The organism is Chitinophaga flava (assembly GCF_003308995.1).
In the GTDB taxonomy this organism is placed as follows: domain Bacteria; phylum Bacteroidota; class Bacteroidia; order Chitinophagales; family Chitinophagaceae; genus Chitinophaga; species Chitinophaga flava.
Map to the genome: position 1 here is coordinate 2,570,198 of NZ_QFFJ01000001.1, position 24,440 is coordinate 2,594,637.

Below are 24,440 nucleotides of genomic sequence, written 5' to 3' on the forward strand. Positions count from 1 at the left end.
CTTTCATTTAGAGATTAAAAACCTGCACTGATGGAAAAGGAAACAGTGTTCGCAAAAGGATAGTCGATACCACGTTCACGCTTGATGGTAGACAGGCGGAAAATGTCGTTCATATAAGCGTTTACGCGCAGGTAAGACATCCGCCAGTGTTTCACCATGCTGTTGGCGAACTCATAGCCCACATTGATAGATTCTCCGGCCAGCACATTCTCTCTTTGTACAAAGCGGGAGGTCATAGGAGGAATATTGGCGGTGATCCTGTCCGGTACCTGTGTGAGGGAAATCACACGGTATTTGGCGATATCACCCGGTTTCTGCCAACGATCGTACAATGCACGTCTGTCCTGATTCAGCAGGATATCATTGGTATTAATATTCTCCACCTTGTCGTAAAGGGCATTATTGAAAATATCACCCCCTACGCGGTAACGCAGGTATATACCCAGGTTGAAGCCTTTGTAGTTTAAAGTGCTACCAACCACACCATCCAACTTAGGACGGCTGTCGCCCACTACTACTTCATCGGCAGCATCATAGTTAAAAGTGAGACTACCATCTTTTTTAATCAGCACTTCCTGACCTGTGCCGGGATCAATACCAGCGGAACGTACAGCCCATATGGCCGTAGGGCTTCCACCATCATAATAACGCTCCAGGTTTTTAGTGCGGTTCTCCTTGTTCAACACTTCGAGCCGGTTGCTCATATTATCAAAGCGTGCATTTTCATGTTTTGCGGAGAAATTGATGGCCCAGTTGATACGCTCTTCCGGACGATACAGCGGAGAAACACTGAACATGAAGTTATATCCGTTACCTACCTGCTTACCCAGATTGGTGAAGTAGGTGTTGGTACCGACAGAAGAGGGGAGGCTGATCTGGGCCACCAGCGGGTCGGTGATACGGTTGTACATATCAATATTAAACCGCACGCGGTTGTCCAGCAACACGATGTCGGCGCCAATGTTTTTGTCGAGCGTTTTCTGCCACAACAGATTAGGGTTACCAAAGGCATCGATAACGGCGCCTATCCCAAAATCATTGACAGCATAAGTATTATAACGGTAAGTAGTAAACGATTGGTAGGTAGAAAAATTCTGATTGCCGGGTGTTCCCACTGAGCCTCTCAGCTTCAGGAAATTGATCCAGCTTATATCACGAAGCATCGCTTCCTTATGCAGGTTCCACGACAGACCTACCGACCAGGAAGTGGTGAAGAAATTATTGGAACCGAATACAGAAGAACCATCCAGACGGAAGTTCACATCTGCCATATAACGTTCATCCAGCATATAACCGGCATTCACATAGGCACTGGTACTGCGGGTAGTGGCTTCTGCAGAAGAAGATTTACCGGTAGCAGGATACCCCGCGGCAAACGCTGGTGAAGACACTCCCGGTGGTAAACCAACTACCGTATAGCCGTCACTGATATTGCGGAACTGCTGGAATTTCCAGCCACCTACAGCATTCAGCTGATGACGGTTGTTGATCAGTTTACCATAAATAGCGGTGATCTCACCGTCGTAATTGAAAGCAGCAGACCTCGTATTACCATAGCTGCCTCTTTCCATCGGTGTTTTTTTCAGGAACATGGTATGACGGGCATCATAGAATACTTCCTGTTTGCCTTCCTCTTTGGTGATGCCCAAACGGCCTCTCACTCTGAGATCTCTGTTCAGCTCCCATTCCGTCATGAAGTTGTTCACCACGCTGATGTTGCGTGATTCGTCGAAATTGCCGATAGAAGCATTCCACAGCGGATTGACAGTGGTATCCAAACCATTACCTGCTTTGTCTCTCACTTCCAGAAACGGAAAAATATTGCCGTTTTCATCGCGCTTGCGGTAGTAGGGGCTGGCCTGCGCAAACGCCAGGAATGAGCCGTAGGGAGATTCTTTGGCAGTAAAGAAGTTGATGGAGAGATTGTTGTTGAAACTGAGTTTCTTTTTCCGGTATATCAGTTTTATGTTGGCGCCGCCGATATCACGGCCGGAGCCTTTCATAGCTCCATTGATACGTTTATAGTTAATACCGGCACTGTAGCGCATCTGGTTATCACCACCTTCCACATACATGGAATGCCCGGTAGTAAAGCCCGTGCGCACAGGTTCGTTGAGCCAGTAAGTGTTTACGCCCCGTTGTATCTCCGCGAGCCGGTCACTGTAAGACTGTTCCAGAATTTTCTGCAAAATCTGGTTATTTTCAAAGCCCTGATTGAGTTTAAACCGTCCGGTGATCCGCTCAAACTCCAGTTTTTCCGTGGCATTCATCAGATTGTAATCATGCAGATCAGGAACGGTAATGCTGTTATCAGTCGTGTAATACACTCTCAGTTCTCCCGGTTTGGGTTTCTTTGTTTCGATAACGATTACACCGTTGGCTGCTTTTGAACCGTAGATGGCAGTGGAGGCCGCATCTTTCAGGATGGTAACGCTTTCCACGCGGTTAATATCGAGGTCTACGATGGTACGCAGATTGGTTTCAAAACCATCGAGGATAAAGAGCGGTTGGTTAGGATCGGTACTAAACTGTTCTTTCATACCCAGCACGCTGGTTTTACCTCTGATTTCCATATTGGGCATCACGTTGGGATTGGAGCCCATCAGGTTATTTTCGTATACGGTAAAGGAAGGGTCGAGGGAGCGAAGGCTCTGGATAACGTTCTGGTTGCCTACCTGCTTCAGTTCTTTGACGGTATAGGTAGAAGCAGATCCTGTAAAACTTTCTTTGGCGCGCTCGTAGATACCGGTTACCACTACTTCTTTTATTTTAGAGGCGTCTTCCTCCAGGGTGATGGTAAGGCTGTTACGGCCTTTCACCGGTACTTCCACGGCTTTGTAGCCGATGTAGCTGACCAGCAGTATATCATGTTCGCTGACGGTGAGTTCAAATTTTCCGGCGGCGTCGGTATGGGTGCCCAGGGGTTTTCCTTTTACCCGTATGGTAACGCCGGGTATCTGCTGAATATTCCCTTTGGTGTCGCGCAGGGAAACGGTACCGGCCATACGAATTGTTTTCTCCTGTTGTTCGCGCTGCACAGCTGGTGCGGCGGCAGGACGGGCAGGTGCGCTTTTAACAATCACCTGGTTGCCCACGACCTGATACTGTACCTCATCATTAAAAATGTTGTGCAGTACATTTTTCAGGACTGCGCCGCTGACCTGTATAGTTACTGGCTGGGCCCTGTTGATCTGGGCGCCGTCGTACACAAAGTTCAGGTTGGTTTGTTTTTCGATTTCCGAGAGTACAACAGCAATAGGTTGGTTATTGGCTTTCACAGTCACTTTGCGGTTGAGCGCGAAGGTATCCTGTGCCCATGCCGGCATTGCCGACATGATGATGGCAGCCATTGCCAGTGGGCGGAACATACAGCCGCGCAAACGGGTGATGTACCGTAGATAATTTTTAATCATGGCTAAGGCATTTTAGCGGTTCAGGCTAATACATTTTGGTTGGTTGATGGTAAGCTTGCACTATTTCACAGGCAAGTGCACATATATTGTGTCGTTTAGTTGTTGAAATTGATAATCATATAAAGCAGTTAGTGTTTGCAATACTTCCTCTAATGTTTTGTTGCTGAAGTTGGCGTTCAGCTTACGCTTGCGGCTGATCTTCGGATCGAGGACCATGGATACGCCGTAGCAGGCAGAGAGGGCGTTACATACATCCTGCAGAGAGGTGTCCACAAACTGAAGCTCGTGTGTGCGCCAGGCCAGCTGGTTGATGTCTGCGGCCACAGCCTGTAGTTCCCCGGTGGTAGTATTGCAGGAAGCGCTCTGGCCGGCCTGCAAATGCAGGCGCTGTGGCCTGTGTTCCATGGCAAGGGCTATCCTGCCAGACAGTACGTATACCTGTATTTTTTCTGCGCCGGCCTTCACGTTGAAAGAAGTGCCCAGCACATGTATCTGTGCCGGGCCGCTCGTAACAGTAAAGGGATACACAGGATCGGTAGCGATGTCGAAAAACGCTTCTCCTGCCGTCAGCTCCACTTGTCTTTCTTTTCCTTTAAAGGCGGCGGGATAACGTACCTGCGAGTATTTGTTGAGATAGATTTTTGAGCCGTCGGCCAGTAACAGAGAATCTGGCTGACTGCTGGTTGTTTTACCCAGCCACTGTATGCTGTTGCGGGTGTATTGCCACCAGGCGGCGCCGGCGGCGATAAACAGTACAGCAGCGGCGGCCGTCATCAGGCGACGACGTGGCCGGCGTAACGGCAGCACGGGCGTGACGGCTGGCGTTTGGTCCAGCAGCGCCAGGAATCTGGCCGTTGCAGCAATGGCGTCAGCATCTTCAAACAGCGCTGCATAGGGCGCCTGTTCCCATAGTAGTTTCAATTGCCGGTACAATTCCCGGTGTTCCTCATCGGCATCCAGCCAGGATTGCAGCCGGGACTGCAGCGCCGCATCTTGCGGCGATTGCAGGCACAGCAGAATAAAAGAATGGCGGTCGGTTGGTTTGGTCATCTTACGAAAAAAGGATGCGCTTTATTGCTGAGACAAATCAGCAAAAGCCTACCCCCAAAAGGAGGAAAAAAAATTTTAAAATAATGGGGACATTAAACAGAAGCAAGCCACAGCAACAGTTTCAGCCTGGTGACAGCCGATATAGGTTTTTCCGCATGGTCCAGTAAAGCAGCTTTTAGTTGCCTTAAAGCAATAGTCATCTGATTTTCTACCGTTTTTACAGACAGCTCCAGCTGTTGGGCTATCTCATTGTTCTTCAGGCCTCCGTAGCGGCTCAACTTAAAAATACGCCGGCATTGTTCCGGCAAACGCTCAACTGCATGGTGTATCCGTTCGCGTAATTCCTGCTCTTCTATGAATGTGCACAGGTAACTCTCTTCCTGTAAATGTTGAATCTCAGCATGATGTCCTTCCAGCATACGATTACGCTGCAGATGATTGATGCATTGGTTGATGACAGCGCGGAAAAGGTAACTCTTAAGCGCAGCGGCATGTTCCAGGGTAAAATCCTTTTCCCACAGCCGGAGAAAAACATCCTGGACCACTTCCTCCGCCTGTTCCCGTTCACCCAGGTATTTCCGGGCAGTGGCAAAAAGAACGGGATAAAAATGTTCGTATACCCGGGCAAACACCGCACGGTCTCTGGCCTGCAGGCCCTGCATCACCTCTTCGCTATACAACCCGCTAATCATAAAAAAGTAAAAGTCAGAAAGGCATATGATGGTTCTGTGGGAGCTAAGATAACCCATTACAGTGCGAAAAGGAAATTTTCAAAAAAAATGCCCTGCGCTGAGTTAAAAATGAAAATATGTAAATACTTTTTATAAATTTAATGGCTTTTATGCCGTTATTCTTAATTTATAAATTTCCACGTTATGCCAAACAGTATACAGCCGGCAGAGGCTCCCGCCCTTCTAATGCCGGCCACCATCCACTATCCGGGGAAACATGCACGCGGATTAAATGTTATGGACGGTATCGGAATATTGTCCTTAGCTGTTATCTTGCCTGCCGATGTGCCACGGATGCAGTAAAAAACGCGATTTGAACACCTGACCATAATTTAAATTCAGAACCTAAATAATATTTGAAGATGAACCGTAAGTTAAGAATGGGAATGATCGGCGGTGGTAAAGATGCCTTCATCGGCGCTATCCACCGTATAGCCGCCAATATGGACGGTCTGATAGAACTGGCAGCCGGTGCGCTCAGCATCAACAACGACGTGGCCCTGGAATCCGGGAAAATGCTGTTCCTCGATCCGGAACGCACCTACCTCGATTTTAAAACCATGCTCCAGAAAGAAGCCTCCATGCCGGCAGACAAACGGCTGGACTTCATCACCATCGTGACCCCTAACTTCGCTCACTTTGAACCCGCCATGATGGCGCTGGACCTGGGCTTCAACGTAGTGATCGAAAAACCGATCACCTTCTCCCTCGAAGAAGCCAAACAATTAAAAGAGAAAGTAGAAGCCACCGGCCTCACTTTACTGCTCACCCACACCTACACCGGCTACCCAATGGTAAAACAGGCACGCCAGATGGTAAAAGACGGCGCCTTCGGCAAAATCCGCAAAGTATGGGTGGAATATCCGCAGGGATGGCTCAGCAAACTGAGTGAACGTGAAGGCAATGCCCAGGCTGCCTGGAGAACAGATCCTAAAAAATCCGGTAAAGCCGGCGCCATGGGCGATATCGGTACCCATGCCTTTAATCTTGCCGAATATATCAGCGGTGCCCAGGTAGAAAAACTGTGCGCCGATCTCAATATCCTGGTGCCAGGCCGTGCCCTCGACGATGACGGCGCTGTACTGCTCCGCTTCGACAACGGCGCTGCCGGTGTACTGATGGCCTCCCAGGTAGCTGCCGGTGAAGAGAATGCCCTGAAGATCCGCGTCTATGGAGAAAAAGGCGGCCTGGAATGGGCACAGCACGAACCCAATACCTTACTGGTAAAATGGCTCGATAAACCTACTGAGATCTATCGTGCTGGCGGTGGCTACAGCTTCCAGTCCAGCTACATGACTCATAACACCCGCACCCCTGGCGGCCATCCGGAAGGATACCTCGAAGCGTTCGGTAACCTGTACCGCAACTTCGCACAAACCCTCTCCGCTAAAATAGACGGCGTACAGCCAGCTGCAGAATCACTCGATTTCCCGGGTGTGGCAGACGGCGTACGTGGCATGGCATTCATCGATAATGTGGTACGCTCCGCACAAAGCGATACCAAATGGACCACCTTCGAGATCTAGTATCTCGTATAACAAGCACGACTATATGAAAACAATAAAAGGGCCTGGTATTTTTCTGGCGCAGTTCATGGGAGATGAAGCGCCTTTCAACAGTCTGAAGTCCATCTGTGAATGGGCTGCCTCCATCGGTTTCAAAGGTGTACAGATCCCTTCCTGGGATGCCCGCCTGATAGACCTGCAGAAAGCAGCAGAGAGCAAGACCTATGCAGATGAAATCAAAGGGATTGTGAATGCAGCCGGACTGGAGATCACCGAACTGAGTACCCACCTGCAAGGCCAGCTGGTGGCTGTTAACCCGGCATTTACCGAAATGTTTGACGGTTTCGCGCCGGCACAATATCATAATAACATCAACGCCCGTACGGAATGGGCCGTTAACCAGCTGAAATATGCGGCTAAAGCCAGCCGTAACCTGGGCCTCAATGCACACGCCACTTTCAGCGGCGCCCTGCTCTGGGCCCCTGCCATGTATCCCTGGCCACAACGCCCGGCAGGCCTGGTGGAAGCAGGTTTCGCTGAACTGGCCAAACGCTGGCTGCCTATCCTCAACGAGTTTGATGCCAACGGTGTAGACCTCTGCTATGAGATCCACCCCGGCGAAGACCTCCACGACGGCGCCAGCTATGAACGTTTCCTGGAAGCTACCGGCAACCATGCCCGCGCATGTCTCCTCTACGATCCCAGCCACTTCGTACTGCAATGCCTCAACTACCTCGAGTACATCGATATCTATCACGAAAAGATCAAGGCCTTCCACGTAAAAGACGCGGAATTTAATCCTACCGGCCGCTCCGGCGTTTACGGCGGATTCCAGGCCTGGATAGACCGCCCCGGCAGGTTCCGCTCCCTCGGCGATGGACAGGTAGACTTTAAATCTGTATTCAGTAAACTCACCCAATACGATTTCTCCGGTTGGGCCGTTATGGAATGGGAATGCTGCATGAAACATCCGGAAGATGGCGCCCGCGAAGGCGCTCCGTTTATCAAAAATCATATCATCCGCGTCACCGAAAAAGCCTTTGACGACTTCGCCGGCGCCGCTACTGATGATGCTTTCAACAAACGGGTCCTCGGTATTTAATATTTGATTATTTGCTTATTTGTTTATTTGAACGGCAGGGATGCATCAATAAAGAATAGGTTAAAGTCAATAAAGAAGCTGTAAGAAGGCTGTTAACACAGTACCTTCATCTAACAAAAAAATAACGAACAAACATCCATCAACAAATAACAAAATAAAAAAATAGGAAAATGAAAAAGAGGTATCTGGCACCGTTGGTATTAAGCGTACTGTTTTTTGCAGCTTGCGGCGGTGGTGAGAAAAAACAGGATCAACAGCAAACCAAAAGCAGCCAGGAAAGCGCTGCAGCAGACAACTCCATGGTATCTCCCAATGCAGGCAATCCACCTAGCAAAGGCGAGGAACTGATGGCACAGAGTGACTGTAAAACCTGCCACAAGGAAGAAATGAAAGTGGTAGGCCCGTCCCTGAAAGATATTGCCGGTAAATATCCCAACACACCAGAGAATGTTGATAAACTGGCTGACAAAGTAATCAAAGGTGGTTCAGGCAACTGGGGCGAAGTAGCGATGCTCCCTCACCCAAATGTGTCTAAAGACGATGCGAAGGAAATGGTGAAATACATCCTGTCTTTATCAGGTAAATAATACTTTTCCACTATACAACCATAGTAAATGAAAAAAATCATCATCGGAGCCTTTATGCTTGGTGCGCTCACCAGCACTTCTGCATTAAAAGCCCAGAAAGCAAATAACCTTTCTGCCAAAGAGAAAAAGGAAGGATGGCAACTGCTGTTCGACGGTAAAACCACCAACGGGTGGCATACCTACCTGAAAGATGCTGCCAGTCCGGCCTGGAAAGTCGTAGACGGCGCGCTGGAATTTGATGTGGACGCCAAAAAGAACGGCGCCCCCGGCGGTGACATCGTCACCAACGGCGAGTATGAAAATTATGAACTGAGCATCGACTGGAAAATCTCTGAAGGCGGCAACAGTGGCATCATCTTCAGCGTACACGAAGATCCCGAATTCCAGGCTACCTATCTCACCGGCCCTGAAATGCAGGTGCTCGATGATGATAAACACCCGGATGGCAAAATCAACAAACACAATGCCGGTGACCTCTACGACCTGGCGAAATCTGAAAAGAAATCCGTAAAACCGGTAGGTCAGTGGAATACTGCCAGAATTGTGAAAAAAGACGGCCACCTTACCCTCTGGCTCAATGGCGTTAAAACCGTTGAAACAACCATGGGAACACCTGAATGGGACACACTCGTAGCCAACAGTAAATTTAAAAACTGGAAAGGCTTCGGTAAATACCCTAAAGGACATATTGCACTGCAGGACCACGGTAACAAAGTATGGTACCGTAACATCAAAATAAAAGTGCTGTAATCCTTTTCCGCGCAAGCGCAAAAAGCTGTCACGCAAAGACGCAAGCCACAAAGACACCAGGCAGGGAAACCACTTTCTTTGCACTTTGTTGCCTCGCCTCTTTGCGTGACGCTTTTACACCTTGCCCGATTGCTTTTTATATTTCTATTTAAAAATACCACGCAAATGAAAACAATCACCGCCGTCATGACCCTGTTGCTGGCATTCTCCCTTTGCGCACAGGCCGTCAAAAAGCCCAAACCCAAAAGGGTACTGGTCTTTTCAAAAACCACCGGCTACCGCCACGACTGTATTCCCATTGCCAAAGCCACCATCATGCAGCTCGGCAAAGAAAACGGTTTTGATGTAGATACCACAGAAGACGCAGCGCTCTTCAACACTGCCAACCTGAAAAAATATGCTGCCGTCATTTTCAGCTGTACCACCGGCGATGTGCTGGACAGCACCCAACAAGTGGCCTTCCAGCAATACATCCATCAAGGTGGTGGCTGGATGGGCATCCACGCTGCTACCGACACCGAATATGGCTGGCCATGGTACAACAAACTCGCAGGCGCCTGGTTTCTGGACCATCCCAAACAACAACAGGCTACCCTTCATGTAATCGATCACCATCATCCCGCTACACAACACCTGCCCGATGACTGGATCCGTAAAGATGAATGGTACAGCTTCAAAGACCTGAATCCGGATGTACATGTGCTCATCAAAATAGATGAATCCACCTATCAGGGCGGCAAAAACGGTGGCAACCACCCAATGTGCTGGTACCATACCTTCGAAGGTGGCCGTGCTTTCTATACCGCCATGGGCCATACCAAAGAATCCTATTCAGACCCTTTATATCTGAAACACCTGTTGGGTGGTATTCAATATACTATGGGCATCAAAAATGTTAACTGAAATTCCCGATGAAATATTCGATCAAACTATTGTTATTGCTGGCGTTGGTTGCTATAGCCGGTTGTACGAAAACACGCCCTGGTCAGCCTAAAATACTGGTATTCACTAAAACCGCTGCTTTCCGCCATGCCTCTATACCTGCAGGCATCGCTGCCATACAGAAACTCGGCAAAGAAAACGGCTTCGACGTAGACACCACCGAAAATGCTGACCGCTTTAATGAAGACTCCCTGCAACAATACGCTGCCGTGATCTTCCTCAATACTACCGGTGATGTGCTCAACACCGCACAGGAAGCCGATTTCGAAAGATATATACAGGCAGGAGGCGGTTATGCAGGCGTACACGCCGCCACCGATACGGAGTATGAATGGGGATGGTATAACCATCTCGCAGGCGCCTATTTCCTTAGTCATCCGCCCGGCGTACACAAAGCCAGTGTACAGGTAGTCAACAAATCCTTCCCCGCTACCACCGGACTGCCCGATAAATTTGAACATACCGACGAATGGTACAACTTCAAAAAAAGAGATACCACTACCACCGTACTGCTTAAAGTAGATGAAAAAACATACGAAGGCGGTACCATGAATAACGATCACCCGGTAAGCTGGTACCATGAGTACGACGGCGGCCGCGCCTTCTACACCGCCCTCGGACATACCGAAGAATGTTATTCCGACAGCCTGTTCCTCAAACATCTGCTGGGCGGTATTCAATATGCCATCGGTAAAAACCTGGTACTCGATTACAGCAAAGCCACTTCTCTCCGCACCCCGGATGAAAACCGCTTTACCAAAAACGTACTCACCTCCGGCCAGTTCTTTGAACCTACCGAAATGACCATCCTGCCTACCCTCGACATCCTCGTGGCACAACGCCGCGGTGAGCTGATGCTCTACAAACAGGCAGACAAAACCCTTACCCAGGTAGGATTCCTGAAGGTATATTACAAAACGGATGTTCCTAATGTAAATGCCGAAGAAGGTTTCCTCGGCCTCGCTGCAGACCCCGACTATAAAGACAATCATTTCATCTATGTGATGTATTCTCCCATAGATACTTCTGTCAACCGCCTGTCCCGTTTTAAGTTTGAAAACAATCAGCTGGACATGGCCTCCGAAAAAGTAATCCTTCAGTTTTATTCCCAGCGGAATATCTGTTGCCATACCGGCGGTTCCATCGCCTTCGGCCCCGATAAACTACTGTATGTCTCTACCGGCGACAATACCACTCCTTTTGATGAAGCTGGTCAGAAATATGTTAGTAACGGCTACGGCCCTACGGATGACCGCCCCGGCCATGAACAATACGATGGGCGCCGCTCTTCCGCCAACACCAACGATCTTCGCGGAAAGATCCTCCGCATCAAAGTAGAAGCCAATGGCTCCTATACCATCCCTGAAGGCAACCTTTTCCCTAAAGGCACCCAAAACGCCCGCCCGGAAATATATGCCATGGGTACCCGCAACCCTTACCGCATCTCTATAGACAGAAAAACAAGTTATCTCTACTGGGGCGAGGTAGGCCCTGATGCCAACAACGATGATCCTAACCGTGGTCCCCGCGGATACGATGAAGTAAACCAGGCCAAAAAGCCAGGTAACTATGGTTATCCCATGTTCATCGCTGACAACAAAGCCTATCACGCTTACAACTACGAAACCGGTGAAACCGGTCCGGCCTATGATCCGTTGAAACCCATTAATAATTCCCGTAATAACACCGGTCTGAAAGAACTGCCGCCAGCCGTACCTGCCTTCATCTGGTATCCTTACGGTAAATCAGACGAATTCCCTATCGTAGGCAGCGGTGGCCGCAATGCAGAAGCTGGCCCTGTTTATTACAGTGAGTTTTATCCAAAAGAAACCCGTTTCCCGGATTATTACAATGGTAAACTCTTCATATACGACTGGATACGCGGCTGGATCATGGCCGTAACCATGGATAAAAACGGTAACTTCTCCAAGATGGAACGTTTTATGCCTGGCACCAAACTGAATGCACCCATCGATATGGAAATGGGCCCAGACGGCCGGCTGTATGTACTTGAATATGGTAATGGCTGGTTCAGCAAAAATGTTGATGCAGGCCTGGCCCGTATCGATTACAACGGCGGCAACCGTGCTCCGCTGGCCACCATTCAAAGCAATCAGCTCACTGGCGCCCTGCCCTTCACCGTTAAACTGTCTGCCGAAGGATCGGTAGATCCTGACGGTGATAAGCTCACCTATCTCTGGTATTTTGGTAATGGCAGCAAAAAGGAAACTTCCACTCCTACAGTAGAATTTACCTACAGTACAGCCGGCGAATACAATGTATACGTAGAAGTACAGGATGGCAAAGGCGGTAAAACCAAGAGTAGTGAAATTGCCCTGTATGCAGGCAATGAAACACCACAGGTAAACATCCAGCTGGAAGGCAATAAAATGTTCTACTTCCCGGGCAAACAAGTACGTTATACCGTTACCGTTAGTGATAAGGAAGATGGTAGCAGCGCCAGCGGCAAACTCGATGTCAGCAATATATTTGTAAAGGCTGATTATATCCAGGGCAGCGATAAAGCCGGCGCTCCGCAAGGCCACCAGATCATCACTGGTGCCATCGCAGGCAAAAACATCATGGAAGTATCCGACTGTAAAACCTGTCATAAACCCGATGAAAAATCTATCGGACCATCATTCAAACAGATAACGGAGAAATATAAAAATGATCCGGCCGCTCCGGACGCACTCGCCAAAAAGATCATCAACGGCGGCGGCGGTGTATGGGGTGAAACCGCGATGTCAGCACATCCTGGCCTGTCCAATGGAGAAGCCCACCAGCTGGTGGAATACATCTTCTCTTTAGGTGGCAACACACCCAAAGCCAAGTCCCTGCCTATTACCGGCAGCCTCAATCCCACTATGGGCAATGAGCTGAAAGATAACGGTGTGCTGTATCTCCTGGCCAGCTACACGGATAAAGGTGGCCCCGGCATCAAACCAATCACCGGTACCAACACCGTGCAACTGCTGAATCCCAAGCTGCCCGCAGCAGCCTATAGCAAAGCAGATGGCGTGTCTACCTACCAGGCCGACGGTATCAAACTGCTCATCCCTGCCACCGGTAATGGTTGGGCCGTATACAACGACCTCGACCTCACCACTGTCAACGGCATCGAAATTACCTATATGGTGCAGGATGCCCAGTCACAGGGATATGTAGTAGAAGCCTTCCTGGACAATGCCAACGGTACCCGCCTCGGTGAAACAACCATCGGCCCCGGTGCTCAGGCTAAAGTGCCCAACAAGGCAAGTATCAGTTTTTCACCCATCAACGATGGTAAAAAACACCACCTGTACATCAAAATGAGACCTACCGATCCAGGCAAACAAATACCATTAGGTATTGCTTCGTTTATGCTTCGTAGTTAGTATATATAAGATGATATAAGATAAAAAGGCGGAGGCTGTTGAGCCTCCGCCTTTTTATCTTATATCATTCATCCGCTAAATATTTAAACTGAAACTAAAATCATAACTTATCTTGTCAAAATTATTCACATTTTCTTTCCAGCCCGATTCGTTATGGCTTACATCAACGATCTGGCTGGTATTCATATTCCTGAATTTTTCCGTAATCGTTTCCAAGGTAGCTAATTCAATTTGAGTCAAAGCATCTAATAAATTGACAGAGGTTGTCTCCTCATCATTATAAAACTTATCACCTCCATATTCGCCAAAATCGACTTCGGTTACTTTAACATATCCTTTATTCACTGCAGCGTTATAAAGTCCTCCATAGTTGGTGGGTACAGGTCCTCTTTGTATTGCTTTATAGGTTATACCACTAATGCTCATGCCATATTTTTTATAGTGACTAAAGTCAGCATAAAACATTAGCTTATTTAAAGCTGTTGTAAATGGTTGCAAAGCCGTAGAAAAATAGTTAATCATGGCCCCGATTCTCTTAATACCCGGAACCCTAAAACCATTGTAAATATTAGGTAAGCAATCTTTAAAGAGAGAGAAGGCTAACTGACCTTCGTCTTCATATAATTGCGGATCACGAAATTTAGAAATTGTCTCCAGTACTTCCGCATATTCTGTTGCATCCCAGGAGGATTTATTAATTTCAACGAGTTTCACAAATTCCTGGGGGTCTGCAACCAATCGAATATATCTTCCGATGGAAATACTTGGCATTTCACCTGCTTCATAATTTCGATATACATTAATACCAAGCCCAAGTATCTCGCTCATTTTGGCTGCACTAAGTCCATACTTTGATCTGGCATGCTTAATCTCTTCAATAGAAGGAATACCAAACCTGGACCTGTACTTATTATGGACCTGGGTAATATTAAGTGTGTCCAGTTCATCATTCGTAAATTGCTCGCCACTCTCTTCGCAGACATAATAATGATATATTATCTCGAACTTTTCTTTTCTAAACTCGAATGTTCGGGATTCTCTTTCTAATCTAACGTTGCCGCCGGTAAATGGACTTTTCATAATCTTAACTTTAAAGGGTACTTCATTGGAAATTCCGATTGATGAAAAGAAATACAGATTACACCAGTGCTGGGATGTCCTAGAGTGATTTTAATATATATTTCTACTTCGTTGTGTGTTTTGCCAAAGACCCACATCTTTGCTCCTCCATTTAAAATATCATCCAAAGGGCCTTGGCTATAATCAGTTACTTCTATTCGTTTAATTATTTCTGTTCTTTGGTTAGGGGTCAGTTCTAAATCTAAAAGTGCTTGCGTGTTCTTACCTCTGTCGTTCCGATAAATAATGGCTCCATAAACTCAATTTAACTTTAAAATCAGCTAAAAATTGCGCTACTTCATCATAAGTTGTCATACAAAAGAGAGTATCGGATTCATAAAACAAATATAAACTAAAAAACCCACAACACAACTAATTAGTTGTATTTCAAAAAAGAAAAAACAACCATCCGACAGCCAGTAAAATAATTATTTATAATATCTAAATTTATTAATTGCTGGAAACAAACAAATTAAATCTCTAGAAATATAAATTTAAAAAAACAACTTATTAGTTGAACAAACAAAAATATCATTCACATGTTTTTAATAAAAGGAAAGGCCCCGGCAGTCACGCCAGGGCCTTTTTGCATTTTATATATTCGAACACATCACTTCTTCGCTTTAGGCCCCATAAAAAACGTAATATTTCCACCGTTCATAATCTCACTGTGTGTGATATACAAACGGTCGAGCGCTTTACCATTCAGCAACACTTTCTGCACATATACATTTTTATCTCCCTGATTTTTTACGTCGATGATAAACGTTTTACCGTTTTCGAGTTGCAGGGTGGCTTTATCCACTGCGGGGCTTCCCAGCGAATACTGGTCGGAGCCGGGGCATACAGGATAAAATCCAAGGGAACTGAAAATATACCAGGCACTCATCTGGCCACAGTCATCGTTACCACCAAGACCATCAGGACCCGGATGATACATTTTTTTCAGGATCATCCGTATACGTTCCTGTGTTTTCCACGGATAGCCGGTCCAGTTATACAGATAGGCCACATGGTGAGAAGGCTCATTACCATGCACATAATTGCCAATAATACCATCACGGGTAATGTCTTCCGTTTCCGCGAAGTATTTATCCGGTAACTCCATGGTGAACAATGAATCCAGATGTTGGGTGAATTGTTTTTTTCCACCCATCATGGCAATCATATCATCAGGATTGTGAGGCACATAAAGACTGTAGTTCCAGGCATTGCCCTCAATAAAGCCCTGGTCATGTGTTTGCAGCGGATCAAACGCCGCTTTGAAAGTGCCGTCGTTCAACCGTGGCCGCATAAAACCAATGGTTTTATCGTAAACATTTTTATAATTATTGGAACGTTTGATGAATTCTTCGTAGATATCCGTTCTGCCCAGCTTTTTAGCTACTTGTGCGATACACCAGTCATCATAGGCATACTCGAGTGTTTTGGAAACAGAAGAGCCGTTTTTATCTTCCGGCACATAACCCATGTCCATATAGTAGCCCAGCCCATCGTAATTGCGGTGTCTGGCAGTGGTCACACAGACATCCAGGGCTTTGTTTGCATCAAAAGGTGCATTGCCTTTCATGATAGCGTCTGCAATCACTGATACGCTGTGATATCCGATCATACACCAGTTTTCGTTGGCATAATGCGACCAGATGGGCAGCATATGCTGTACGCTTTGGTCGTAATGATTTATCATCGACTGTATCATATCGGCATTCCGTTTCGGCTGCACGATGTTAAACAGCGGATGTAATGCCCGGTAGGTATCCCACAGGGAAAAGGTAGTATAATTCGTATATCCGTTGGCGGTATGATTGTTCATATCCAGTCCGCGGTACTGCCCGTCCACATCCATGTAGGTAGTAGGATTGATGAAGGCGTGATACATCGCGGTATAGAAGTTTTCCTTCTCTTCTCTGCTGCCGGATTCGATATGTACTTTATTCAGCTCTTTAGTCCACAGCGCCTGGCCTTCCTGTTTTACCTGATCAAAGTCCCATCCCGGGATTTCTGCCCGCAGGTTTTTCAGGGCACCTTCGGTGCTTACCGGAGAGATGGCAAATTTTATTTTGATTTTTTCTCCTGCGGTGGTGTTAAAATCAAACCAGGCGCGGATTTGCCGGCCTGCCATTTCCGGGAAGTTTTTTGTCTGGTCGAACTTGCGGTAGAAGCCTTTGTACACATCGTTTGTATAGTTACGATGTCCGTATTCCTTAAATGGTTTGGAGAACACCATCGCAAAATATTCTATCCTTGTGCGCGCCCAACCGCTGGTTTGCCGGAAACCCGTTACCAGCGTATCATTTTCGACCCTTACAAAAGTCCATACATTTTTATTGGGATAGTTGTAAATGCCTGACATGAAGTCGAGGATAATGTGCGACTGATCAGAAGCCGGAAAGGTATACTGATGAAAACCAACGCGGTTGCTGGCTGTCAGTTCAGCCAGGATACCATCGTCTTCCAGTTTTACTTTGTAATAGGCAGGTTCTGCTACTTCGGTACTATGCGAAAACCTGCTACGGTAGCCACTTTCAGGATGATCTGCGGTGCCAGGGTTCAGCTGAAGTGTTCCGGTAGTGGGCATAATAAGAAAATCGCCTAGGTCGGAGTGGCCGGTGCCGCTGAAATGGGTATGACTGAAACCAACGATGGTTTTGTCTTCATACTGATAACCGGCACAATACTTATACACATCCGGGTTGTATTTCCCGTTCATCTCATAAGAGAGCGTGTCTGTTTCCGGGCTTAGCTGCACCATACCAAAAGGCACGGTAGCACCGGGATAGGTATGTCCCATACGTTGGGTACCAGTGATGGGTTTCACATATGAAAGCACATTTTCCTGTGCAAAAAGTGAACAGCAAATACAGCTGAGTATGGTCGATAAAAAAATCCTGCTGGTCATCGGTATCAGTTTAACATGTTCTGACTTAAAAACTCTTCATCCCGAAGAATCGGGATGGATTATTTACAGTGAACAATGAAATTCTTCTATATCGTATTATTTGTTGGCTGTTGAATACGAATAAGGGAAAGCAGCCGGCTGGGTACCTCTCGTTTTTTCAGGAGTAGCGCCCATTTGGAATACCAGTTTTCCTCCTTTCTGGAGGTCCTGGTGGCTGATCCAGTTTTTCGTATAGGGGACACCGTTTAAGGCGGCTTTTTGTACATACAGGTTCTTATCACTGTTGCCTGGTGCGTCGATCACCATTTTTTTACCATCTTCCAGAGTCATGGTAAGTTTGGCAAACAGGGGAGTACCTAATACATATTGTTGTGTACCGGGGCATACGGGATAGAAGCCCATAGCGGAGAACACGTACCAGGCAGAGGTCTGTCCGTTGTCTTCATCACCGCAATAGCCGTCTGGAGTGGCTTTATAGAGGCGTTCCATCACCTGACGGATCCAGTACTGGGTTTTCCAGGGCTGGCCGGCATAGTTATACAGATAGATCATGTGCTGAATGGGCTGGTTGCCATGTGCATACTGGCCCATGTTCATGATCTGCATTTCGCGGATCTCATGAATAACAGAACCGTAGTAGCTTTCATCGTATACCGGCGGCATTTTGAAAACGGAATCCAGCATAGTGGCAAACATGGTACGGCCACCCATCAGGTCAGACAGACCTTGTACATCGTGGAACACAGACCAGGTATAGTGCCAGCTGTTGCCTTCCGTAAAGGCATCACCCCATTTAAAAGGATTGAAAGGTGTCTGGAAGCGGCCATCTTTGTTTTTACCGCGCATCAGTTTGGTTTCCGGATCAAAGAGATTACGGTAGTTCTGAGAGCGTTTCGCAAAACGTTCCACTTCTTCCTTAGGTCTGTTCAGTGCTTTGGCCAGCTGGTAGATAGTAAAGTCATCATAGGCATATTCCAGTGTACGGGCAGCATTTTCGTTGATGTCCACGTTGTAGGGAACATAACCCAGTTCGTTATAGTATTTCACCCCTTTGCGGCCTACAGATTCAAGCGGGCCTTCATTTTCCGTATTCTTCAGGATCGCTTCATAGAGGGTATTGATATCATAACCACGGATACCTTTGAGATAAGCATCAGCGATGAGAGAAGCGGAGTTGGAGCCGATCATACAATCGCGGTGACCAGGGCTCGCCCATTCAGGCAACCAACCGCTTTCTTTATAGCTGTTGGCCAGACCTTCCATGATATGTGCACTCAGCGAAGGATACATAAGAGTGAAGAAAGGATGCACCGCACGGAAGGTATCCCAGAAACCATTGTCAGTAAACATGTAGCCGGGCAGTACTTGTCCGTTGAATGGACTGTAATGCACGATTTCATTCTTAGCATTGATCTCATAGAACTTGCGCGGGAACAGCATGGTGCGGTACAGCGAAGAGTAGAAAGTACTTACCTGTGCAGAGGTACCACCTTCCACGGAGAGGCGGCCCAGCTCTTTATTCCAGATATCTTTTGCTTTTTTACAGGTGATGTCGAAACTATCTTTGCCGACTTCCCTTTGCAGGTTGAGTTCAGCCTGTTCAAAGCTGATGAAGGAAGAAGCTGTTCTTGCTACTACCTGCTCACCTCGTTTGGTTTTGAAGCCTACTACTGCACCGGAATGGTCGGCCTGCAGCTCCAGTTGCCCTTTCAGCAGGGTAGAGTCTTTCCAGGTAGTAGCTACGGTAAACGGTTTATCAAAATAGATGACAAAATAGTTTTTGAAGTTGGTTGGTACGCCACCACTGTTTTTGGTGGTGTAACCGATGATCTTCTGTTCCTGTGGTAATATTTTAATATAGGATCCCTTATCAAAAGCATCTACTACGACGAAGGCGCTGTCGGTAGTAGGGAAGGTAAAACGAAGCTGGGCAGCGCGTTCTGTGGGAGTGATCTCGGTGGTCACGTCAGCATCCGCGAGGTAAACGCTGTAATAATAAGGTTTGGCTACTTCTGTTTTATGGGAGAACCAGCTGGCTCTTTTGTTCTGGTCGAACTTCAGGCTGCCGGTAACGGGCATGATGGCAAACTGGCCATAGTCGTTGATCCAGGGAGAAGGCTGGTGTGTTTGTTTAAAGCCTCTGATTTTATCGGCCGCATATTGATATGCCCATCCGTTGCCCATGGTATTGGTCTGGGGCATCCAGAAGTTCATCCCCCAGGGCAGGGCGATGGCAGGATAGGTGTTACCATTTGACAGGCTTACTTTAGAATCGGTACCCATCAGGGTATTGACCCATTCTACCGGTTCAGCAACTTTGTACACAGTCTGGCTTTGGGCGCCATGCATACAAAATAAGGCAGCTGCCAGCAATCCAACTTTTTTCATGTAGTAGTGGTGTTTCCCGCAAGGCAAAACAGGCCGGCAAAGGCACTGGGTTTGTGTTTCAGGCTGAGGGAAATATTCCCCGCTTTGCCGGCTGATATTACGATGCGTGCAATTATTAGAAAAATCGATTTAGCATCAATACAGAAAAAAAAGATTCAATGAATCCTTATCCTCTTTTCCGAAGGAGAATGATAGGTTCCCCCTCCGGAAACAGGTTTAAATGTATAAATATTTTCGGATCTAAAGCAGGTATTGACCATTTTTTTGCCGGGAAATTAGATGAGTGGCAGACGGTTCTTATGCGGAGCCACGCAGAATAAACTTCCCGGGCAGTTCCACGGCCTGTTTTTTAACGGGCACGGGCTTTTTGCCCAGCTGCTGCATCAGCATAGCGATGGCGGTTTTGGCAATTCCTTCTATAGGCTGTTCTATGACAGAAATACCGGGAGGGTACAGGCGGAAGATATCATGATCGTCGAAGCAGATCACAGACAGGTCGTCCGGCATCCGGAGCCCCAGCTGGGCGATAGCTTCCAGTCCCAGGATACCCAGGTAGTTGGTAGCAAAGAAGATGGCCTCTATTTCAGGATTATCCTGTATGAACTGCTGCATTTCCAGCAGGGAGTCTTCCCGTTGTTTATGGTATTTAAGATGCAGGATATGTTTCTTCCGGACAGGGATTCCATGGTCCTTCATGGTGGTCATGTAGCCACGGAGGCGTTCCTGCAGCTGGATCAGTTTAACCTCCACGGTCACAAAAGCTATCTTGGTGAATCCTTTACTGATAAGGTGTTCCATGCCCTGCTTTACGCCGCCGAAGTTATCGATGAGTACATAAGGCGCTTTAATGGCAGGAAAGTAGCTGTCCATCAGCACTACAGGCTTATGATGCTGTACCAGCTGTTGTATCTCCTTTTCCATACCGGGTGCAGGAGTGATCAGGTATCCATCTACCATCTGGCGGCCCAGCATACGGATCAGATCCCCACCTTTCTGGGCATTGTTTTCGGTGCTGCAATACACCACATTGTAGCCCATCTGCTCTGCTTCTGTTTCGATGGTTTTAGCCAGACTGGCAAAGAAGCTGCCGGAGATGCTTTCCACGATCAGGCCCAGGGTTTTGGATTGCCCGGTGCGCAGGTTAACAGCCACCCTGTGTGGCTCATACCCTGACTTTTCCACCACCTGCATGATTTTGGCTGCGACCTCGTCGCGTATCCTCATCTGCTTTCCTTTCCCGTTGAGTACAAAGGATACAGTAGAAGGTGCCACACCGGCCATCTTGGCGACATCCTTCAGTGTAAGTCTCTTCATTAGCGCTTTAGTTAGTTTGATTGGTTTTCAGCTGCACCATTTGTGAGACTTACAGATTACTCCCGGGTGTCTTAACGATGCATCGGCCGGGAAATTACAAAAAACTGTTAAATCATTTCAAACTACCCTCAAAATGGCTATCTTACAGGAGTACGGTCCGGCACATGAATACTAAGAGACTGAAGTAAGCGTTATACAAATAAGCCGGCCATATCAACACAACTGGTCTGTAGCCAACTGACATTCAATAATTATTATGAAGCATCTAGCTCAACTTACTGATCCTGTATATGTGAAGCCAGCGTATGAAACGGTTTTCGACAGGGTATTCAAATCCATGATCCGTGATGAACGCGATCTGCCTTTTGTTTACCTGACCCTGAAAATTACCTTCACTTTATGGCCACTCGCCATTCTGCTATACTTACCAGGTGTCAATAATTGGATATGGTGGGCTGCTGCCATCACTTATCAGTTTTTTAATAATGTTACCTTCAAAGGGCCTTTCGGCCTGATGCTACATTGCACCAGCCACCGCGCCTTCTTCGAAAAAAAATACGGCATCCTTAATAATTATCTACCCTGGGTAATAGGCCCCCTGTTTGGACAAACGCCGGAATCCTACTATTCCCACCATATTGGTATGCACCACCCGGAAAACAATATGCCAGACGATGATAGTTGCACCATGATGTACCAACGCGATTCATTCCGTGGCTTCCTGCATTACCTCTGGTCTTTTGTGACTTTTGGCGTCTACGATACCGCAAAGTACCATATCCGTAAAAAAAGGAATAAACTGATGGTAAAACTGGTCAGGGGTGAAATGTTATTCATCGCCGCCTGTGTGGGTCTTTCCTTTATCAATTTCCCGGCTACCTTCGTTGTGTTTATCCTGCCCTTTATCATCTCCAGAATCATTATGATGGTGGGCAACTGGGCCCAGCACGCCTTTATCAGTGCAGATGATCCCGACAACTGCTATAAAAACAGCATTACCTGCATCAACACTAAATACAACCACAAATGCTGGAACGATGGTTATCATATCAGCCATCATATCAAGCCCAGCATGCACTGGACAGACCACCCGGTATATTTCCGTAAAACACTTGATCAGTATATTATCAATGATGCTGTTGTATTCGACGGTATCCACTTCCTGCATGTATGGCTTTGGCTGATGACCAAACGTTACGACCTGCTGGCCAAACACTTTGTGAATATCGGCGACCGCTTCCAGTCCGATGCAGAGATCATCTCCTTCCTCAAACAAAGGACCCTCCGCATCAATAGCATACCAGAACCGGCAGCAGTAGCCGCCGCATAAAATAAAAGACTAATAATACAATTATAAAAAGAAGATGCCGTCTCTAACCGGGACGGCATCTTCTTTTCATGTACTTCCGCATAAAAAAGGCTGTCTCAACTTTACGAGACAGCCTTTGCTTTTAAGATGGAACAGGACGGGGTATGATTAGTTGATCCAGCCCGGATTTTGTACCAGGTTAGGATTACGTTCGATTTCGCTCTGCGGGATAGCCCAGTTGTAGATATAATCGCCTTTCCAGGAATAGTTAACAACATTGTTGCCCCAGATTTGCTGAATGCCAGCACCTACGGCAAAGGTTTTTTCTTTCCATGTTTTCCAGCGCAGTTCATCAAAGTAGTTGATGCCCTCATTCACAAACTCCACCCTGCGTTCGTTGCGGATACGCTCACGCATGGTAGTCTGATCACCTACGTAAGTAGGTTTGGAAACATCAGCGCTTTGCAGGGCAGGCATGCCTACTCTGGCCCGCACTTTGTTCACCAGGTCCAGCGACTGCTGGCTGAATCCCTGCTCATTCAACGCTTCCGCCCACATCAGCAGTACATCTGCAAAGCGGATCACCGGGAAGTCAGTAGGACCATAAGCCCGGTTGATAGTTTCTGTGGCACCTTCATAAACAAATTTGCGGTGCAGATAATAGAAGTATGCCTTGGTATCTGTTGCCAGATCCCAGGTAGGCGTGGTATTGGAACGGAAAGGCCACCTTGAAACGTATACCTGGTTGGCACTTCCGTTTACACCCAGATACTCTGAATACGGCGTGATAACGTTGGCGGATAAACGCGGATCGCGGTTGGTATAGGCAGCCTTGATACGGGCTTCATTGCCAACAGGCAGATACTTGCTCATATCCAGTCCACGTGAAGTAGCACCGGCAATTTCCCCGGCGGTAAGGCCATCTCTGAAAAAGTATACTTCCCGTTGTGCGGCTGTCAGTCCTTTAAATCCGGGAATAACCTTTTCCCAGTCAAACTTGCTGCCATCAGTATTTTCATACATATCTACCACTACCGGAGACACCAGGTAGGTATTCCAGCAGGAACCAAAAGAGCTTCTGTTACCACAGAAGAACTGCGTGGTAGAACCAAAGTTATTCACAGCGATATTCTGGATGGAGAAAATCATCTCATCACTTTGTTCATTCACTTCTTTGAAAAGCTGTTTATAATCGCCATTGAAAAGGGTATATCCCGCTTCCTGCACTTTTGAGAAATCGGTGGCAGCGGCAGCCCAGTTGCGGGTATACAGATAGGCTTTACCTCTGAGCGCATAAGCAGCACCTTTTGTGATGTGCCCATAGTTGGCATTACCTTTTGAATTCTTCAGCGGCAGGTTCGGTTCATTAATACAATCTGTAAGATCGTTGATAACTACCCGCCATACACTGTCTTCTGTTTCACGGCCTTTCACGGCTTCATCTGCGGTAAATGGCTGCAGATACACTGGTACACCATGCCACAGCTGATTCAACCTGAAATAGAAATAAGCACGCAGGAATTTGGATTCTGCCAGGTATCTTGCTTTTTTATCACTGGCAGAAGGTGATTTCAGCGGGATATTCACAATCGCATTATTGGCGCGCTGAATACCATCATAAAACTGTTTCCAGTTCTTACTGAACATATCACTGCTGGGCGTAATAGTACCCACCTGTAAACCATCTGCATCACGCACCATACTACCCACACCGTACCGGTCCAGCTGATACAGCTCATTACCGGAGGCACTGCTCTGGTCTATATTCAATCTCAGGGCGGCATATACGCCGGCCATACCCTGATCGGTGAGATTGTCTGTTGTCCACATCAGGGCATCACTTTCCTGTGTATAGGACGTGGTGTCCAGCAGGTTTTTCTTACAACTGGCTATGGACAGGAGCCCGGCGGCATATATTAATATTCTGAACTTTTTCATACACTAACTTTTAAGA

Annotated in this window: 16 protein-coding genes; 8 read left to right on the forward strand and 8 right to left on the reverse strand. The window is 47.2% G+C overall.

What is annotated here, in order from left to right:
- Window positions 1–14: 14 nt before the first annotated feature.
- From DF182_RS10270 to DF182_RS10280, 3 genes are all read right to left on the reverse strand, one after another.
- Window positions 15–3,413, reverse strand: a complete 3,399-nt coding sequence (locus DF182_RS10270; protein ID WP_113615536.1) for a SusC/RagA family TonB-linked outer membrane protein — start codon at window positions 3,411–3,413, stop codon at window positions 15–17.
- A gap of 60 nt (window positions 3,414–3,473) precedes the next feature.
- Window positions 3,474–4,463: a FecR family protein gene (locus tag DF182_RS10275; protein ID WP_113615537.1), complete on the reverse strand. Its 990-nt coding sequence runs from the start codon at window positions 4,461–4,463 to the stop codon at window positions 3,474–3,476.
- A gap of 92 nt (window positions 4,464–4,555) precedes the next feature.
- Complete coding sequence (locus tag DF182_RS10280) at window positions 4,556–5,155, reverse strand: RNA polymerase sigma-70 factor (protein WP_161964113.1); 600 nt, start codon at window positions 5,153–5,155, stop codon at window positions 4,556–4,558.
- Between the two features lie 183 nt (window positions 5,156–5,338).
- On the opposite strand from DF182_RS10280, the gene DF182_RS32300 reads away from it, so the two are divergent.
- From DF182_RS32300 to DF182_RS10310, 7 genes are all read left to right on the forward strand, one after another.
- The gene (locus DF182_RS32300) at window positions 5,339–5,497 is read left to right on the forward strand and encodes a hypothetical protein (protein WP_153260000.1); all 159 of its coding nucleotides are present in this window, start codon (window positions 5,339–5,341) and stop codon (window positions 5,495–5,497) included.
- A gap of 59 nt (window positions 5,498–5,556) precedes the next feature.
- Window positions 5,557–6,720, forward strand: coding sequence for a Gfo/Idh/MocA family protein (locus tag DF182_RS10285; RefSeq protein ID WP_113615539.1), 1,164 nt, complete (start codon window positions 5,557–5,559; stop codon window positions 6,718–6,720).
- A gap of 25 nt (window positions 6,721–6,745) precedes the next feature.
- Entirely contained in the window at window positions 6,746–7,801 is a 1,056-nt protein-coding gene (locus DF182_RS10290) for a sugar phosphate isomerase/epimerase family protein (protein ID WP_113615540.1), read from the forward strand.
- 170 nt (window positions 7,802–7,971) lie between these two features.
- Window positions 7,972–8,388, forward strand: a complete 417-nt coding sequence (locus DF182_RS10295; RefSeq protein WP_113615541.1) for a c-type cytochrome — start codon at window positions 7,972–7,974, stop codon at window positions 8,386–8,388.
- Window positions 8,389–8,415: 27 nt separating this feature from the next.
- Entirely contained in the window at window positions 8,416–9,138 is a 723-nt protein-coding gene (locus DF182_RS10300; protein ID WP_113615542.1) for a 3-keto-disaccharide hydrolase, read from the forward strand.
- Window positions 9,139–9,303: 165 nt separating this feature from the next.
- Window positions 9,304–10,041: a ThuA domain-containing protein gene (locus DF182_RS10305; protein ID WP_113615543.1), complete on the forward strand. Its 738-nt coding sequence runs from the start codon at window positions 9,304–9,306 to the stop codon at window positions 10,039–10,041.
- An 8-nt stretch (window positions 10,042–10,049) separates the two neighbouring features.
- The gene (locus tag DF182_RS10310) at window positions 10,050–13,457 is read left to right on the forward strand and encodes a ThuA domain-containing protein (protein ID WP_113615544.1); all 3,408 of its coding nucleotides are present in this window, start codon (window positions 10,050–10,052) and stop codon (window positions 13,455–13,457) included.
- A gap of 75 nt (window positions 13,458–13,532) precedes the next feature.
- Here DF182_RS10310 and DF182_RS10315 read toward each other — a convergent pair whose 3' ends face one another.
- The 4 genes from DF182_RS10315 to DF182_RS10335 form a co-directional block, all read right to left on the reverse strand.
- Window positions 13,533–14,537: a type II toxin-antitoxin system antitoxin SocA domain-containing protein gene (locus DF182_RS10315; protein ID WP_113615545.1), complete on the reverse strand. Its 1,005-nt coding sequence runs from the start codon at window positions 14,535–14,537 to the stop codon at window positions 13,533–13,535.
- A gap of 649 nt (window positions 14,538–15,186) precedes the next feature.
- On the reverse strand, window positions 15,187–17,475 hold the full coding sequence (locus DF182_RS10325; protein ID WP_113615546.1) for a GH92 family glycosyl hydrolase: 2,289 nt from the start codon (window positions 17,473–17,475) through the stop codon (window positions 15,187–15,189).
- 96 nt (window positions 17,476–17,571) lie between these two features.
- Window positions 17,572–19,863 carry a GH92 family glycosyl hydrolase gene (locus DF182_RS10330; protein ID WP_113615547.1) on the reverse strand — a complete coding sequence of 764 codons (2,292 nt, stop codon included), beginning with the start codon at window positions 19,861–19,863 and terminating at the stop codon, window positions 17,572–17,574.
- 297 nt (window positions 19,864–20,160) lie between these two features.
- On the reverse strand, window positions 20,161–21,177 hold the full coding sequence (locus tag DF182_RS10335) for a LacI family DNA-binding transcriptional regulator (RefSeq protein WP_113615548.1): 1,017 nt from the start codon (window positions 21,175–21,177) through the stop codon (window positions 20,161–20,163).
- A 256-nt stretch (window positions 21,178–21,433) separates the two neighbouring features.
- On the opposite strand from DF182_RS10335, the gene DF182_RS10340 reads away from it, so the two are divergent.
- Entirely contained in the window at window positions 21,434–22,507 is a 1,074-nt protein-coding gene (locus DF182_RS10340; RefSeq protein ID WP_113615549.1) for a fatty acid desaturase family protein, read from the forward strand.
- Between the two features lie 147 nt (window positions 22,508–22,654).
- On the opposite strand, the gene DF182_RS10345 is transcribed toward DF182_RS10340, so the two are convergent.
- On the reverse strand, window positions 22,655–24,424 hold the full coding sequence (locus DF182_RS10345) for a RagB/SusD family nutrient uptake outer membrane protein (protein ID WP_113615550.1): 1,770 nt from the start codon (window positions 24,422–24,424) through the stop codon (window positions 22,655–22,657).
- Window positions 24,425–24,440 lie beyond the last annotated feature (16 nt).

Coding starts and splice junctions, on each gene's coding strand:
- DF182_RS10270 (WP_113615536.1), bottom strand. CDS start 3,413: ATGATTAAAAATTATCTACGGTACATCACCCGTTTGCGCGGCTGTATG.
- DF182_RS10275 (WP_113615537.1), bottom strand. CDS start 4,463: ATGACCAAACCAACCGACCGCCATTCTTTTATTCTGCTGTGCCTGCAA.
- DF182_RS10280 (WP_161964113.1), bottom strand. CDS start 5,155: ATGATTAGCGGGTTGTATAGCGAAGAGGTGATGCAGGGCCTGCAGGCC.
- DF182_RS32300 (WP_153260000.1), top strand. CDS start 5,339: ATGCCAAACAGTATACAGCCGGCAGAGGCTCCCGCCCTTCTAATGCCG.
- DF182_RS10285 (WP_113615539.1), top strand. CDS start 5,557: ATGAACCGTAAGTTAAGAATGGGAATGATCGGCGGTGGTAAAGATGCC.
- DF182_RS10290 (WP_113615540.1), top strand. CDS start 6,746: ATGAAAACAATAAAAGGGCCTGGTATTTTTCTGGCGCAGTTCATGGGA.
- DF182_RS10295 (WP_113615541.1), top strand. CDS start 7,972: ATGAAAAAGAGGTATCTGGCACCGTTGGTATTAAGCGTACTGTTTTTT.
- DF182_RS10300 (WP_113615542.1), top strand. CDS start 8,416: ATGAAAAAAATCATCATCGGAGCCTTTATGCTTGGTGCGCTCACCAGC.
- DF182_RS10305 (WP_113615543.1), top strand. CDS start 9,304: ATGAAAACAATCACCGCCGTCATGACCCTGTTGCTGGCATTCTCCCTT.
- DF182_RS10310 (WP_113615544.1), top strand. CDS start 10,050: ATGAAATATTCGATCAAACTATTGTTATTGCTGGCGTTGGTTGCTATA.
- DF182_RS10315 (WP_113615545.1), bottom strand. CDS start 14,537: ATGAAAAGTCCATTTACCGGCGGCAACGTTAGATTAGAAAGAGAATCC.
- DF182_RS10325 (WP_113615546.1), bottom strand. CDS start 17,475: ATGACCAGCAGGATTTTTTTATCGACCATACTCAGCTGTATTTGCTGT.
- DF182_RS10330 (WP_113615547.1), bottom strand. CDS start 19,863: ATGAAAAAAGTTGGATTGCTGGCAGCTGCCTTATTTTGTATGCATGGC.
- DF182_RS10335 (WP_113615548.1), bottom strand. CDS start 21,177: ATGAAGAGACTTACACTGAAGGATGTCGCCAAGATGGCCGGTGTGGCA.
- DF182_RS10340 (WP_113615549.1), top strand. CDS start 21,434: ATGAAGCATCTAGCTCAACTTACTGATCCTGTATATGTGAAGCCAGCG.
- DF182_RS10345 (WP_113615550.1), bottom strand. CDS start 24,424: ATGAAAAAGTTCAGAATATTAATATATGCCGCCGGGCTCCTGTCCATA.